This is a genomic window from Variovorax sp. 01T432, from assembly GCF_056398605.1.
On sequence record NZ_JBFTPS010000026.1, the window covers coordinates 81,438 to 96,290 of the forward strand.

19 protein-coding genes are annotated in these 14,853 nt (G+C 63.3%); 15 read left to right on the forward strand and 4 right to left on the reverse strand.

The annotated features are described in order from the left end of the window. Positions 1-2: 2 nt before the first annotated feature. A complete protein-coding gene (locus AC1DNF_RS20080; protein ID WP_478150371.1) occupies positions 3-674 on the forward strand; it encodes an ABC-type transport auxiliary lipoprotein family protein in 672 nt (223 codons plus the stop codon). Continuing rightward, entirely contained in the window at positions 674-1,138 is a 465-nt protein-coding gene (locus tag AC1DNF_RS20085) for a metallophosphoesterase family protein (protein WP_478150387.1), read from the forward strand. Before AC1DNF_RS20080 ends, AC1DNF_RS20085 begins: the two co-directional genes overlap by 1 nt. Here the strand turns inward: AC1DNF_RS20085 and AC1DNF_RS20090 are convergent. Next, complete coding sequence (locus AC1DNF_RS20090) at positions 1,135-1,785, reverse strand: MarC family protein (RefSeq protein WP_478150372.1); 651 nt, start codon at positions 1,783-1,785, stop codon at positions 1,135-1,137. The genes AC1DNF_RS20085 and AC1DNF_RS20090 overlap by 4 nt on opposite strands. Before the next feature lie 14 nt (positions 1,786-1,799). Then, complete coding sequence (locus AC1DNF_RS20095; RefSeq protein ID WP_478150373.1) at positions 1,800-2,546, reverse strand: SDR family oxidoreductase; 747 nt, start codon at positions 2,544-2,546, stop codon at positions 1,800-1,802. 74 nt (positions 2,547-2,620) lie between these two features. On the opposite strand from AC1DNF_RS20095, the gene AC1DNF_RS20100 reads away from it, so the two are divergent. Next, positions 2,621-3,241 carry a DsbA family protein gene (locus tag AC1DNF_RS20100; RefSeq protein WP_478150374.1) on the forward strand — a complete coding sequence of 207 codons (621 nt, stop codon included), beginning with the start codon at positions 2,621-2,623 and terminating at the stop codon, positions 3,239-3,241. Between the two features lie 2 nt (positions 3,242-3,243). Next, a complete protein-coding gene (locus tag AC1DNF_RS20105) occupies positions 3,244-3,927 on the forward strand; it encodes a dienelactone hydrolase family protein (RefSeq protein WP_478150375.1) in 684 nt (227 codons plus the stop codon). 22 nt (positions 3,928-3,949) lie between these two features. Here AC1DNF_RS20105 and AC1DNF_RS20110 read toward each other — a convergent pair whose 3' ends face one another. Continuing rightward, a complete protein-coding gene (locus tag AC1DNF_RS20110) occupies positions 3,950-4,897 on the reverse strand; it encodes a LysR family transcriptional regulator (protein WP_478150376.1) in 948 nt (315 codons plus the stop codon). Between the two features lie 205 nt (positions 4,898-5,102). Here AC1DNF_RS20110 and AC1DNF_RS20115 point away from each other — a divergent pair, with 205 nt between their 5' ends. Further along, positions 5,103-5,450 carry an alpha/beta hydrolase gene (locus AC1DNF_RS20115; RefSeq protein WP_478150377.1) on the forward strand — a complete coding sequence of 116 codons (348 nt, stop codon included), beginning with the start codon at positions 5,103-5,105 and terminating at the stop codon, positions 5,448-5,450. A gap of 212 nt (positions 5,451-5,662) precedes the next feature. After that, on the forward strand, positions 5,663-6,025 hold the full coding sequence (locus tag AC1DNF_RS20120; RefSeq protein WP_478150378.1) for a DUF4148 domain-containing protein: 363 nt from the start codon (positions 5,663-5,665) through the stop codon (positions 6,023-6,025). A 77-nt stretch (positions 6,026-6,102) separates the two neighbouring features. On the opposite strand, the gene hemB is transcribed toward AC1DNF_RS20120, so the two are convergent. Then, on the reverse strand, positions 6,103-7,107 hold the full coding sequence (gene hemB, locus AC1DNF_RS20125; RefSeq protein WP_478150379.1) for a porphobilinogen synthase: 1,005 nt from the start codon (positions 7,105-7,107) through the stop codon (positions 6,103-6,105). Positions 7,108-7,441: 334 nt separating this feature from the next. On the opposite strand from hemB, the gene AC1DNF_RS20130 reads away from it, so the two are divergent. The 9 genes from AC1DNF_RS20130 to AC1DNF_RS20170 all read left to right on the forward strand — a co-directional run. Then, positions 7,442-7,870 carry a CopD family protein gene (locus AC1DNF_RS20130; RefSeq protein ID WP_478150380.1) on the forward strand — a complete coding sequence of 143 codons (429 nt, stop codon included), beginning with the start codon at positions 7,442-7,444 and terminating at the stop codon, positions 7,868-7,870. A gap of 5 nt (positions 7,871-7,875) precedes the next feature. Further along, a complete protein-coding gene (locus AC1DNF_RS20135; RefSeq protein WP_478150381.1) occupies positions 7,876-8,988 on the forward strand; it encodes a VanZ family protein in 1,113 nt (370 codons plus the stop codon). Positions 8,989-9,038: 50 nt separating this feature from the next. After that, a complete protein-coding gene (locus AC1DNF_RS20140; RefSeq protein ID WP_478150382.1) occupies positions 9,039-9,392 on the forward strand; it encodes a (2Fe-2S) ferredoxin domain-containing protein in 354 nt (117 codons plus the stop codon). Positions 9,393-9,405: 13 nt separating this feature from the next. Next, positions 9,406-10,038 (forward strand): alpha/beta hydrolase, encoded by a 633-nt coding sequence (locus AC1DNF_RS20145; protein ID WP_478150388.1) that lies wholly within the window; start codon positions 9,406-9,408, stop codon positions 10,036-10,038. A gap of 19 nt (positions 10,039-10,057) precedes the next feature. Then, positions 10,058-11,227 (forward strand): D-alanyl-D-alanine carboxypeptidase family protein, encoded by a 1,170-nt coding sequence (locus AC1DNF_RS20150; RefSeq protein ID WP_478150389.1) that lies wholly within the window; start codon positions 10,058-10,060, stop codon positions 11,225-11,227. Between the two features lie 180 nt (positions 11,228-11,407). Continuing rightward, the gene (rpsL, locus tag AC1DNF_RS20155; protein WP_028249584.1) at positions 11,408-11,785 is read left to right on the forward strand and encodes a 30S ribosomal protein S12; all 378 of its coding nucleotides are present in this window, start codon (positions 11,408-11,410) and stop codon (positions 11,783-11,785) included. A gap of 144 nt (positions 11,786-11,929) precedes the next feature. Then, a complete protein-coding gene (rpsG, locus tag AC1DNF_RS20160; RefSeq protein ID WP_093104188.1) occupies positions 11,930-12,403 on the forward strand; it encodes a 30S ribosomal protein S7 in 474 nt (157 codons plus the stop codon). Between the two features lie 85 nt (positions 12,404-12,488). Further along, entirely contained in the window at positions 12,489-14,588 is a 2,100-nt protein-coding gene (fusA, locus tag AC1DNF_RS20165; RefSeq protein WP_478150383.1) for an elongation factor G, read from the forward strand. 121 nt (positions 14,589-14,709) lie between these two features. Further along, a partial coding sequence (locus AC1DNF_RS20170; protein WP_478150390.1) for a GTP-binding protein occupies positions 14,710-14,853 on the forward strand: 144 nt, incomplete at its 3' end.

The following is a 14,853-nucleotide window of genomic DNA, read 5'->3' on the forward strand; positions in this document are numbered from 1 at the left end:
CGATGAAGACACTCGACAACATCGCTGCCGGCGCGAGGCAGTCGCGCTTTCCGGTCCTTGCGGGCCTCGCTGTCATCTTGATGCTGGCGAGCTGCGGCGCCTTGCCCGACAAGCCCGGCCGCATCACGCTCTACGATTTCGGACCGGGGCCCATGGTCGCGCAGGCGCCGGCGAACGCGCCCCCGCTGCCACCTCTTTCGCTGGCCGAGGTGGCCGCCAATTCGAGGCTGGAGGGCACGCAGCTGCTCTACCGGCTGGGCTACGCCGACGCCAATGAACTGCGCCCCTATGGCCAGTCACGCTGGAGCCAGGCGCCCGCGCAGATGCTGCGTCAACGCTTGCGCGAGGCACTGATCGCGCGCCGCGTCGTGATGGGCCCGGAAGAGAGCGCGACCATGGCGCGCGGCACGGAGGGTAGGCCCGACACGCTGCGAGTTTCTCTTGAAGAGTTCACCCACTACTTCCAGTCCCCGGGCACGAGCTTCGGCCTGGTGCGAATGAGCGCGACGCTCATTCGCAGTGGCCCCGGCGGCGACCGTGTGCTCGCCCAGCGCAGCTTCACCGCCCAGCGGCCGGCGGCGACCAGTGATGCGGCCGGCGGCGTCGATGCATTGGTGGCGGCGAGCGACGCGGTGGTGGCGGAGCTGGTCGCATGGGTCGACCAGCCCCGCTGATGTGCCGCATTGGTCTTATCTCCGACACGCACGGGCTGCTGAGGCCCGAGGCCTTGGCTTTCCTGCAGGGCTGCGATCACATCGTGCACGGTGGCGACATCGGCCAAGCGGGGATTCTCGAAGCACTGGCGGCCATCGCGCCACTGACGGCCGTACGCGGCAACAACGACACCGCGGCGTGGGCGGACGCGGTTCGGGACGTGGAAATGATCGAACTCGGCGGCCTGCGCCTCTATGCGATCCATGACCTTGCAAAGCTCGACATCGATCCCGTGGCCGAAGGCGTCAGGGTCGTGGTGTCCGGCCATTCGCATCGGCCCATGGCCCAGGAGCGCGACGGCATCCTCTATGTCAATCCTGGCAGCGCCGGTCCGCGGCGATTCAAGTTGCCGATCTCGGCGGCCGAATTGCGGCTCGATGGCGGGACCGTTACGCCGCGCATCGTCGAACTGGTGTCGCCCTAGAGCGAGCCCGGCGCGCGGCCAAGGACGGGAAACAGCGTGCCGAGGCCATCGGCCATGACTTCGACGGCGAGCGCCGCGAGGATCAATCCCATCAGGCGCGTCATCACGTTGATGCCGGTCTTGCCCAGGACGCGCGCGATCGGCTCGGCCAGCGAAAAGGTGACGCCAGTCGCCAGGCCGATCGCCATGCCGTAGCCCACCAGAATCGCCAGCTCCCAGAGATGCTGGGCCTTCTCGGCGTAGATCACCACCGTCGACATGGTGGCAGGGCCTGTCAGGAGCGGAATGGTCAAGGGCACGACCGCGATCGAGGCACCCAGCGACGCCTTGACTTCCGTGGCGCGGATTTCGTCCTTGTTGGCCTTGGACTCCACCGGCTGCGCGTTCAGCATGTTGAGCGAGCTGATCAGCAGCAGGGTACCCCCGCCGACCTGGAAGCTCGCGATCGAGATGCCGAAGAAGGACAGGAGCTGAAGTCCGAGCAGCGCGCTGACCGCAATGACCATGAAGGCGCTGAAGGCGGAAACCCAGGCCGTGCGCTTGCGCTGGCGCTCCGTGTAGCCCTGCGTGTAGTGGATGAAGAAAGGCACGATCGCCAATGGATTCACGATGGCCAGCAGCGTGATCAGCGGCTTGATCAGATCCATGGCAGGGGTTGCCATCAGCGCCCGCCCGTCACGTCGAGGAAGGTTCCGGTGACGTAGCTCGCCTGCGCCGACAGCAGCCATACGATGCCCGCGGCGCATTCCTGCGCGGTGCCCACACGCTTCATCGGCACGGTGGATGCGAGCTGGAAGGCGCGATCGGGCAGGCCGCCGGAGGCGTGGATCTCGGTATCGATGAGGCCCGGGCGCACTGCGTTGACACGGATGCCTTCCTCGGCGACTTCCTTGGCCAGGCCGATGGTGAAGCTGTCGATGGCGCCCTTGCTCGCCGCGTAATCGACATACTGCCCCGGCGAGCCGAGCCGAGCCGCGGCGCTGGAGAGGTTGACGATGGCGCCGCCGCCGCCGCCATGCTTCGTGCTCATGCGCCGCACGGCCTCGCGGGCGCAGACGAAACTTCCGATGACGTTGATGCGCAGCATGCGCTCCAGGCGCGCCACGCTCATCGCGTCGACCCTCGATTGCGCGTCGACGACACCCGCGTTGTTGACCAGCGCGGTGAGGCGGCCGAGCTTGGCGTCGACTTTCGCGAACATGGCCAGCACCTGCGCTTCGTCGCCCACGTCGGCCTGCACACTGATCGCGATGCCGCCGCCGGCGCGGATGGCGCGCACGACTTCGTCGGCGGCCAGCGAGTTGCTCGCGTAGTTGACCGCGACGGCATAGCCCTGCTGCGCGGCCAGCAAGGCGGTGGCGGCACCGATGCCGCGGCTGCCGCCGGTAATCAAGAGCACCTGTTCCAAATCCCACCTCCTGCACAGAAGCCGTGCCTCAGTTAAAACATGTCCGGACGGATTACATCATCGTGGAGGCATTCTTGAGCCGCAGCATTGACTACTACTTCACGCCGCAGAGCCCGTGGACCTATCTCGGGCATGCGCGCTTCACCGCCATTGCGAAGAAGGCAGATGCCAAGGTGCGCGTGCGGCCGATCGATTTCGGCGCCGTGTTTCCGGTTTCGGGTGGCTTGCCGCTCGGCAAGCGGGCACCGCAGCGTCAGGCCTACCGACTGGTCGATCTCGCGCGCTGCGCCAGGTATCTCGGCATCCCGCTCAATCCCAAGCCGAAGTTCTTCCCTGTGGTGGGAAGCGACGCGGCGAACCTCATCATCGCGGTGGACCTGAACGATGGAACGGATGCCGCCATGAAGCTCTGCGGCGCCCTGTTCAAGGCCGTCTGGGTGCAGGAGCGCAACATTGCCGACCCGAAGGTGCTGGGCGCGCTGCTCGTCGAATGCGAGCTTTCCGGCAAGCGCCTGGATCAATCGCAGAGCCAGGCCGTGCAGGAGTTGTATGAGGATTACACGCAGCAGGCCATCGACGCCGATGTCTTCGGCGCACCGAGCTACGTCATCGACGGTGAAATATTCTGGGGGCAGGATCGCCTGGATTTCGTCGAGCGCGCATTGAATCAACCACCAACCCCTCCAGGAGCATGACCATGGGTCAATTCATCGATCTCACCGCCAAGGATGGCTTCACTTTCCCGGCCTACGTGGCCGAGCCCGCGGGCAAGCCTCGAGGCGCCGTCGTCGTGGTGCAAGAGATCTTCGGCGTCAATTCGCACATTCGCTCGGTGGCCGACGGCTACGCGGCCGCGGGCTATCTGGCCGTGGCGCCCGCGACCTTCCAGCGCGTGAAGCCGGGTGTCGAACTCGGCTATGCCGAGGAGGACATGAAGGCAGGTTCTGCTCTCAAGGCGGCCGTCGAGGCCCTGCCGGCACCGGGCGTGCTGCAAGACCTCCAGGCGGCCGTGGCGTACGCCGCAAGGGCCGGCAAGGTCGGGATGGTGGGCTATTGCTGGGGCGGCCTGCTGACCTGGCGCGCCTCGGCCGGCGTTTCGGGCATCTCCGCCGCGGCGCCCTATTACGGGGGCGGAATGACGAGGCCTGAAGAGAGCGCCATCGAGCCGAAGGTGCCTGTGCTCGCCCACTTCGGGAGGAACGACCACTGGATTCCAATGGACACCGTCGAGGCCTTCAGGAAGGCGCATCCCGAGGTCGAGGTTCACGTGTACGAATCGGGCCACGGCTTCAACTGCGATCAGCGCGGCTCGTACAACGCCGAAGCCGCGAAGCTGGCGAAGGAACGCACGCTCGATTTCTTCGCGAAGCACATCGGTTGATCGGCCCGTTCGACCCGCGGCCTCAGGCTGCTGCCGCCTGAGGCTGCCGTTTGGCTGGCTTGGCCGGTGGCGAAGAATCGGGGGCGGTGGCGAGGATGCGGGTTTCGAGAAAGTCGAGCAGCGCGCGCAGCGCGGCGCTGTTGTGACGCCGTTGCGAATAGGCCGCGTAGAGCCATAGGTCGCGCGGCATGTATTCCTTCAGGACCGGGACGAGTGCACCTCGTTCGATGTGCGATTGCGCCATCATGGCCGGCACGCACACCGCTCCGAGGCCGGCGAGCGCCGCGCCGACCAGCGGCGCTGCATCGTTGGCGTCCATCCGGCTGTGGACTGGCACGCTGTAGGGCAGCCCGTCGACCTCGAAGGGAAGATGAGGCGCCCCGCCCGCGAGCGAGTAGGTGAGCACGTCATGTCGGCGCATGTCGTCGGGCTTCTTGGGCAAACCGCGCTTCGCCCAGTAGCCAGGGGTCGCGCACAGCGCCAGGTCCATCTGGCGCAAGCGTCGGACGATCAGGTTCTCATCTCGGATGCGGCCCAGCCGCAAGGCGATATCCACGCCTTCCTCGACAAGATCGATCACCCGGTTGCTCAGGTGCAAACTCACGTGCACGTCGGGGTAGGCGGCGATGAATTCGCCGAGGATCCCTGGGAAGGTGCTCTGGGCCAAGCCATGCGGGGCCGTCACGCGCAGCCGTCCGCGCGGATGGCCGGCGTGTTCCTGCAGTTCGCTCTGCGTGAGCTCGACCATCTCCATCAGCGGCTTGCTGCGCTCGAGCAGCAGATGACCGGCATCGGTGAGGCTGACCGAGCGCGTCGAGCGGTTGAGCAAGCGCACGCCGAAGCGGGTTTCGAGTTGGGCGACGTATTTGCTGACGCTCGCTTTCGACACACCGAGCACGGTGGCCGCGCGGGAAAAGCTGCCGCGCGCGGCAACCTCACGAAAGGCTTTCAGTAGGTCCAGGCCGTCCATCGGGCTTCCATTGTTTCAAATTTATGAACACGGTGATTCGATTTCCTAGGGTTTTTACCTACTTTTTTGAGGCAAACTTCAGCCCACAGAAATGCCCGCAAAGCCCCCGGGTGAAAGGGCGCCGAGCGAGGTGGCCGTCCCCGAGGGGGCGGTAACTCACCGACGACCGGTTCGAATCATCCACGCCAATTGAAGGAAACAGAAAATGAAGACCTCGAAGATCATCGCAGCCGCCGCTCTCACGATTCTCGCTGCCGTCGGCGCGCAAGCCGAAACCTACCAGGGCGTCCAGCAACCGGTGTCGGCCAACAGCCGAGCCCAAGTGAACGCGCAAGCTGAAGTCGCCGCACGCAGCGCCGATCCGTACGCCGAAGGCTCCAGCTCGGGTGCTGCTCCGGTCATGGCCAGCACCGTTGACCGCGCGAGCGTGAATGCGCAAGCAGTGGCTACCGCCCATGAGGCGAACCAGAATCTGGACCGCAAGGCCTTCGTGAACAGCGTGGTCCCGGCTCAATACAAGTTCGACCCGCAGACGAAGCAAGCCGGTCTCTGATCCGCGCGTTGCAAATGCAGGCCGGGCCGCGCGCAAGCGCAGCCCGGCTTTTTCATTTCGGCTGATGCCGCCCCATTGTTTCAATCGAGGAAACGCGGTGTCTCTTTTCTCGGTGTTTTCCCGATAGCGATTGATCGGAAACTTCTCGTCACAGGCCAGCCATACAGCAAGCCTGGTTGAAGCCAGATCCGAACATCCACAGGACCCAAGAAATGAAGACCTCGCAAATCGTCGCTGCCACCGCTCTTTCTTTCCTCGCCGCAATCAGCGCCCAGGCCGAATCCTATGACGGCGTGCAACAACCGGTGTCGTCAGTGAGCCGTGCCACGGTGGAAGCCGAAGCCGTTCGCGCAGCCTCGGCTCCGAACCAGAACGTGACCCGTGGTTCGCGTGGCGCCGACCCCTTCAACTCGATGGCTGATCCCGCTGCCGTGCAAGCGCAAGCCGTGGCGACCGCGAATGCACCGGATCAAAACGTATCCGCCGGCTCGCGCGTCAACAGCCGTGTGATCTCGACAATGCCCGGCCGTGAAGTGCGCGTTCAGGCTCGGCAAGGTTCGACCACGGCCAAGTAATCATCAGGCCTGCCTCCAGGGCACCGAGCCGGACGACGCGATGCGTCGGCCGGCTTTTTTCGTTTGGCGTCCGCTCTCTACGTGTTCGACAGCAACCGGGCGGCGTCCAGCGCGAAGTAAGTGAGCACCCCATCGGCGCCCGCCCGCTTGAATGCCAGCAGACTTTCGAGCATGACCGCATCGTGATCGAGCCAGCCGTTCTGGGCGGCTGCCTTGAGCATCGCGTATTCGCCGCTGACCTGGTAGGCGAAGGTCGGCACATGGAACTCGTCCTTGACCCTGCGCACGATGTCGAGGTAGGGCATGCCCGGCTTCACCATCACCATGTCCGCGCCTTCGGCGATGTCGATGGCCACTTCCCGCAGGGCCTCGTCGCTGTTGCCCGGGTCCATCTGGTAGACCTTCTTGTTGCTCTTGCCGAGGTTGCCGGCCGAGCCCACTGCATCGCGGAAGGGGCCATAGAAGGCGCTCGCATACTTGGCGCTGTAGGCCATGATCCGGGTGTGGACGTCGCCTCGCGACTCCAGCGCCTGCCGGATCGCGCCGATCCGGCCGTCCATCATGTCGCTGGGCGCCACGATGTCCACGCCCGACAGCGACTGCGCAAGCGCCTGCTTGACCAGCACCTCGACGGTCGGATCGTTGAGGATGTACCCGGAATCATCGAGCAATCCGTCCTGTCCATGGCTGGTGTATGGGTCCAGTGCGACGTCGGTCATGACGCCCAGTTCGGGAAAGCGCGACTTGAGCGCCGCGACCACCCGGGGTATCAGGCCTTCGGGGTTGAAGGCCTCGTCGCCGGCCGGGGTCTTGAGCTTGGCATCGATCACCGGAAATAACGCCATCACCGGAATTTCGAGCGCAACGCACTGCTCGGCGACCGGCAGCAGAAGGTCCAAGCTCAGCCGCTCCACGCCCGGCATCGAAGCAACGGCATCGCGACGCTTCTCGCCTTCCTGGACAAAGACGGGATAGATCAGGTCGTTTGCCGAGAGCGTGTGCTCACGCACGAGATTACGCGTGAACGCGTCCCGGCGGAGTCGACGGGGCCGACCGGCGGGAAATGGGGCGAAGAGAGTCATGCGGAAAATTGTGCCCGAACTGTCGTGGCCTTCGTTCGGCACCGGCTGCCGCGATGATTCGTTCCAATTCATGACCAGTGAATGAGCTGGTGTTCATGCCGTGCGACAGTCAGCCAAAAAAAGCGGTCATTCGCTTGATAGGTTGTTTTGCGTTTGTTAAATTCTGTCCCGGGCGGCTTGCCGCCCCCCGCTTTTCCTCCCTGAGCGGGTGCCTTGATGTGTGACAGCAAAAGGGCTTCCCAGCCCGACGTTTTAGACGTCGGGCTTTTTTTTGCCCTGACGGGGCTCCGATGTCGACGGGATCGTGGGTGACACGCACGACTAAACTGCCTCCATGCCCTGGATCAAGTCACTCCATATCGTGTTCGTTGCGAGCTGGTTCGCCGGGCTTTTCTATCTGCCGCGCATCTTTGTCAACTTGGCAATGGTTGCACCCGCCTCCATCGCCGAGCGAGAGCGCCTGCTTCTGATGGCGCGCAAGCTGTTCCGGTTCACGACCCTGTTGGCCGTTCCGGCGCTCGGTTTCGGCTTGTGGCTCTGGCTCGGGTATGGCATCGGGCGGGGGCCTGGTAACGGCTGGATGCATGCCAAGCTGGCCCTCGTACTGGTCACGATCGGCTACCACCACGGCTGTGGAGTGTTGCTGCGCCGATTCGTGGCGGGCGAAAGCGGGCGAAGCCATCGCTGGTATCGATGGTTCAACGAAGTGCCTGTCCTCTTGCTGCTCTGTATCGTGGTGCTGGTCGTCGTCAAGCCGTTCTGAGCGTCGTGGCCACACAGCACAAGTCCGCGGCCTTGCCCCTTGCGCTCGCCTACGCCGCGCTGATCGTCTACGCAAGCCTCTATCCGTTCTCCGACTGGCGCGATCAAGGCATCGCGCCGTGGGCCTACCTGGCTGCGCCATGGCCGAAGTACTGGACCGCCTTCGATCTCGGCATCAACGTCGCCGGCTACATGCCGTTCGGCTTTCTTTCCGCCATCGCCGTGCTGCGGACACGGCCCGCCGCCGGTGGAGTGCGGGCCGTGCTTCGCGCCACGGTGGCGGGTATCGCGATTTCCTTTGCCATGGAAACGCTGCAGAGCTACCTGCCGGCGCGCATCCCCTCGAACGTCGATCTCGGCTTGAACAGCACTGGCGCGTTGGCGGGCGCGGTGCTTGCGGCTGCGATGGAGCGTCTTGGCGGTGTCGCGCATTGGAGCCGTACGCGATCCAACTGGTTCGTCGAAGACTCGCGCGGGGGGCTCGTCTTGCTGGCGCTATGGCCGCCGGCCCTGCTGTTTCCGGCGGCCCTGACCTTTGGCTTGGGGCAGGTGTTCGAGCGGCTGGAAGCGGCGGTCGCCGAGTGGCTCGTCGATACCCCTTTTCTCGACTGGATGCCGGTGCGCCAGTTCGAACTCGAGCCGTTGGTGCCGGGGGTGGAACTGCTCTGCGTCATGCTGGGCGCTCTGGTTCCGTGCCTGTTGGCCTTCATGGTGACGCGATCGATCCCCAGACGAGCCGTTCTGCTGCCGCTGACGCTGTTGACGGGCGTGGCCGTCACCGCATTGTCCGCCGCACTGAGCTATGGACCCGAACATGCCTGGGCCTGGCTGAGCGTGCCCGTGCAGGTCGGCATCGCGGTGGCACTCTTCCTGGGAGTCCTGCTGATGCCGGCGTCACGCAGGTTCTGTGCCGCCTTGCTGCTCGTCGCGCTCATGGTGCACCTGAGCCTGTTGAACCAGGCGCCTGAGAGCGCCTATTTCGCTCAGACGCTGGCAACCTGGGAGCAGGGGCGCTTCATCCGCTTCCACGGCCTCGCTCAGTGGCTCGGGTGGCTCTGGCCCTTCGCGACGCTGGGCTATGTACTGGTCGCGCTGACCCGTCGGGCTCCGTCAACCTGACCCTGATTCCGTGCTGCGCATCGGGGGCCGTCGCTCAATAGAATGGCTCGATGTCCAGTCCCAGCACCCCAGCGAGCCGTGGCTACTACGGCCGCCACATTTTCTTCTGTCTGAACGAGCGCAAGAATGGCGAGGATTCGTGCGCCAGGCACGACGCCCAGCGTGGGTTCGATCACTGCAAGTCGCGAGTCAAGGAGGCGGGCTTGTCCGGGCCTGGGAAGGTGCGTGTCAACAAGGCCGGGTGTCTCGATCGCTGCGCAGGCGGTCCTGTCGCCGTGGTCTATCCCGAGGCGGTCTGGTATACGTTCGTGGACAAGGCCGACATCGACGAAATCGTCGACTCGCATCTGAAGAACGGGATAGTTGTCGAGCGGCTCCTGTTGCCTCCCGACGTGGGACGCTGAGGGGCCACGGTCGATGAACGCGCACACAGAAAAGATCCAAGTGAGCGGCGCCGCCGGCGTCATCGAAGTCCTCCGCGACGCAGCGGCCCAAGGGGCTCCAGCGCTGGGCGTGGCGATCATCGCCCATCCCCATCCTCTGTTCGGAGGCACGATGGACAACAAGGTCGTGCAGACCTTGGCGCGCGCCTTTGTCTCTTGCGGGTGGACCGCGGTGCGTTTCAATTTCCGTGGCGTTGGCGCAAGCGAAGGCGTGTACGACGAAGGGGCTGGCGAGCGCGAGGACATGCTGCAAGTCATCCAGCAGCTTGCGCCCGAAGGACCCTTGGCTATCGCAGGCTTCTCTTTCGGCGCATTCGTGGCGAGCTGCGCCGCAGAGAAGCTCTGGCCTGCACGAGACATCAGGCACCTGGTTCTCATCGGCACAGCCGCCTCGCGCTTCTCCGTCGCGACCTTGCCTGCCGAGGCGCATGAGCGCATGCTGGTCGTCCACGGGGAGAAGGACGACACCGTCCCGCTCGCTGCGGTCATGGATTGGGCTCGGCCGCAGTCACTTCCTGTCACAGTCGTTCCCGGGGGCGGCCATTTCTTTCACGGACAATTGCCGCTCCTCAAGAGCCTTGTCGTTCGCCACCTGCGCGCGGGCTAGCTTTCGTTTTCTCATCTCCATGAATCGTTTTCTCGAGGCGCTGCGCGTGCTTGCAGTGGCCGCTGCCGCGTCTTTCTGCATGGTCGTGAAGGCGCAGGTGCCCGCGCCGCCTGAAGTCGCAGTGAGAAGCTACCTGCTGCTCGACATCACGGCCAATCAGATCCTGGCGCAGAAGGACATCGATAGCCCCGTCGAGCCGGCTTCCCTCACCAAGCTGATGTCCGCTTATCTGGTTTTCGATGCGCTCAAGGCGAAGAAGATCGATCTGCAGCAGACGCTTCCGGTCAGTGTCCGGGCCTGGAAGGTGCCGGGCTCCCGGATGTTCATTGATCCCAAGATGCAGGTGCCGGTCGAGGACCTGGTCAAGGGCTTGATCGTCCAGTCGGGCAACGACGCAACCATCGCATTGGCCGAGGGTGTCGGCGGGACTGTCGAGCATTTCGTGGAACTCATGAACGAGCAGGCCAAGGCGCTCGGCATGAAGAACACGACCTACAAGAACCCGGAAGGACTCACCGAGCCGGGACACACGACGACCGCACGAGATCTCAGCATCTTGGCAACGCGCCTGATGCGCGATTTTCCCGAGTACCTGCACTACTACGCGATCAAGAAGTACCGCTACCCCGGCACGCCATCGACAAACGACACCAATCGGAACCTGCTGTTGTTCCGCGACCCCACCGTTGACGGCCTCAAGACGGGCCATACCGATGCGGCGGGGTATTGCATGATCGTGACTGCCAAGCGCGACTTCCCGAACCTCGCGAGCGGGCGGCGCCTGCTTTCGATCGTTCTGGGGGCTTCGAGCGAGAACGTGCGCGCCAACGAATCGCAGAAGCTTCTGAATTGGGGCTACACCGCCTATGACGCGGTCCGGTTGTTCGATGCCAACCAACCGGTGGCGACGCCACCGGTCTGGAAGGGCAAGGAAAACACCATCAAGCTCGGCCGCCCCGACGCCGTCGTGGTGGCTGTCCCGGCTGGTTCTGCAGGCAAGATCAAGACGCAGGTCGCGCGACCTGATCCGTTGGTTGCGCCTTTTGCCAAGAACCAGTCGATCGGCTCGCTCAAGATCACCCTGGATGATCAGCCTGTGGCCGAGGTGCCATTGGTCGCTCTCGAAGGGGTGGAGCAGGCGGGAGTATTGGGTCGCGCATGGGACGCGGTCCGCCTTTGGATCAAGTGAGCTCGGGGCTCGGACGATTCCGACGGTCGATAAATTGCGGCGCTGCGGGCGCGCTGCTATACTCGTGGGCTTTTCGGAAAAATCCGAAGGGTTTCACGTTTTCGTCATTTCCCGGCTCCCTCATGTCATGTCACGTCGTGAAGAGGAATCTGGCCGGAGTGTTTTGGGACTTATTCATTCATGCCAACCATCAATCAACTGGTGCGTCAGGGTCGCGAGGTCGAAAAGATCAAGTCGAAGAGCCCTGCCATGCAGAACTCGCCGCAGCGACGCGGCGTCTGCACCCGGGTCTACACCACGACCCCGAAAAAGCCGAATTCGGCCCTGCGTAAGGTCGCCAAGGTGCGGCTGACCAATGGCTTCGAAGTCATTTCCTATATCGGCGGTGAAGGCCACAACCTGCAGGAACACAGCGTTGTGCTGGTTCGCGGCGGTCGTGTGAAGGACTTGCCCGGTGTGCGTTACCACATCGTGCGTGGTTCGCTGGACTTGCAAGGCGTGAAAGACCGCAAGCAGTCGCGTTCCAAGTACGGCGCAAAGCGGCCCAAGAAGGCTTAAGGCTTTCTGTATTTCAGCGGTGTTCGGCGTGCCTTGGCAGGCGCATCGAGCGAAGTGACCCGATATTGGGTCGAGTAAGTGAGGGTCCTGGTCGGCTCTCGCGGTACCGGAAGCGGTGCCAACTGAAGCAAAGAGGTTAGAAAAATGCCACGTCGTCGCGAAGTCCCCAAACGTGAAATCCTGCCGGATCCCAAGTACGGCAATGTCGAGCTGTCGAAGTTCATGAACGTGATCATGGAAGGCGGCAAAAAGGCGATCGCCGAGCGCATCATCTATGGCGCGCTCGACCAGATCGAGAAGAAGAATCCGGGCAAGGATCCGGTCGAAGCTTTCACCATGGCGATCAATAACGTCAAGCCCATGGTTGAAGTGAAGTCGCGCCGCGTTGGCGGTGCGAACTACCAGGTGCCCGTCGAGGTGCGCCCGGTGCGCCGCTTGGCCCTGTCGATGCGCTGGATCAAGGAAGCGGCGCGCAAGCGCGGTGAGAAGTCGATGGCCCTGCGCTTGGCCAATGAGCTCATGGAAGCCACGGAAGGCCGTGGCGGCGCCATGAAGAAGCGCGATGAAGTGCACCGCATGGCGGAAGCCAACAAGGCCTTCAGTCACTTCCGCTTCTAAGAACACAGCCCCCTAGTCAGACAGGCTGGAAGCCCGACCCACCGATATGGTGGGCGGGCTTTCATCCGTTAACGGAGTAATTTTCATGTCTCGCAAGACCCCCATCGAGCGCTACCGCAATATCGGTATTTCCGCGCACATCGACGCCGGCAAGACCACCACGACCGAGCGAATCCTGTTCTACACCGGCGTGAACCACAAGATCGGTGAAGTGCACGATGGCGCCGCCACCATGGACTGGATGGAGCAAGAACAGGAGCGCGGCATCACGATTACGTCTGCTGCCACCACGTGCTTCTGGAAGGGCATGGGCGGTAACTTCGACGAACACCGCATCAACATCATCGACACCCCCGGTCACGTGGACTTCACCATCGAAGTCGAGCGCTCGATGCGCGTGCTTGACGGTGCGGTGATGGTGTATGACGCCGTGGGCGGCGTGCAGCCCCAGTCCGAAACCGTCTGGCGTCAGGCCAACAAGTACAAGGTGCCCCGGCTCGCGTTCGTCAACAAGATGGACCGCACTGGTGCCGACTTCCTGCGTGTGCGCCAGATGATGGTGGACCGCCTGAAGGCCAATCCCGTCGTGATCCAGATCCCGATCGGTGCCGAAGAGCGCTTCCAGGGTGTCGTCGACCTGGTCAAGATGAAGTCGATCATCTGGGATGAAGACAAGGGTGTGACCTTCAAGTACGGCGAGATCCCGGCCGACCTGGCTGCGGTTTGCGCGGAGTACCACGAGAAGCTGGTCGAGGCCGCTGCCGAGTCGAGCGAAGAGCTCATGAACAAATACCTTGAGGGCGAAACGCTTACCGAAGCCGAAATCAAGGCCGGCATTCGTCAGCGCACGATCGCCGGCGAGATTCAGCCGATGCTGTGCGGCTCCGCGTTCAAGAACAAGGGTGTGCAGGCGATGCTTGACGCTGTCGTCGAGTACATGCCGGCACCGACCGACATTCCGCCTGTGACTGGCACCGACGAAGACGAGGCACCCGTCACCCGCAAGGCAGACGACGGTGAGAAGTTCTCCGCATTGGCGTTCAAGCTCATGACTGACCCGTTCGTCGGCCAGCTCACTTTCGTGCGCGTCTACTCGGGCGTGTTGAGCAAGGGCGACAGCGTCTACAACCCGGTGCGCGGCAAGAAAGAGCGCATCGGCCGTATCGTCCAGATGCACGCGAACAATCGCGAAGAAGTCAGCGAAATCCGTGCAGGCGACATCGCTGCCTGCGTGGGTCTGAAGGAAGTGACGACGGGCGAAACGCTTTGCGATCCGACCGCCATCGTGACGCTCGAACGCATGGTTTTCCCCGAGTCCGTGATCTCGCAGGCCGTGGAGCCGAAGACCAAGGCTGACCAGGAAAAGATGGGCATCGCGCTGCAGCGCCTGGCCCAGGAAGATCCATCGTTCCGCGTCAAGACCGACGAGGAGTCGGGTCAGACCATCATCGCCGGCATGGGCGAGTTGCACCTCGAAATCATCGTCGACCGCATGAAGCGCGAGTTCGGCGTGGAAGCCAACGTCGGCAAGCCGCAGGTTGCCTACCGTGAAACGATCCGCAAGACGGTCGAAGACGCCGAGGGCAAGTTCGTTCGCCAGTCGGGCGGCAAGGGCCAGTACGGCCACGTCGTGCTGAAGATCGAACCGCAGGAGGCCGGCAAGGGCTTCGAGTTCGTCGATGCGATCAAGGGTGGCGTGGTTCCTCGTGAATACATCCCCGCAGTTGAAAAGGGCGTGATCGAAGCGTTGGGTCAAGGCGTGCTCGCTGGTTACCCGGTGGTCGATGTCAAGGTCACGCTGCACTTCGGTTCGTACCACGACGTGGACTCGAACGAAATGGCTTTCAAGATGGCTGCGATCTTCGGTTTCAAGGAAGGTTGCCGCAAGGCGAGTCCGGTCATCCTCGAGCCAATGATGGCCGTGGAAGTCGAAACCCCTGAGGACTATGCCGGTAATGTGATGGGCGATCTGTCTTCACGTCGCGGCATGGTGCAAGGCATGGACGACATGATGGGTGGCGGCAAGGCCATCAAGGCTGAAGTCCCGCTGTCCGAAATGTTCGGCTACTCGACAACGCTACGTTCGATGTCGCAAGGCCGCGCCACGTACACGATGGAGTTCAAGCACTACGCCGAAGCTCCGCGGAATGTGGCTGAGGCGATCGTCGCTTCTCGCGCCAAGTAAGAACCGAAATCCACCGCGATTTGTCTGCGACCGTGTGCCCCTCGTTGCCCGTGGCGGGGGAGATAGCAACATGGTGCAGACGTTAAACCACACACGGGCACTGCTCTTTCAAGGATAGAAAATGGCAAAAGGAAAATTCACCCGTACCAAGCCGCACGTGAACGTGGGGACGATTGGTCACGTGGACCATGGCAAGACGACGCTGACGGCGGCGATTGCGACGGTGCTGTCGACGAAGTTCGGCGGCGAAGCCAAGGCTTACGAC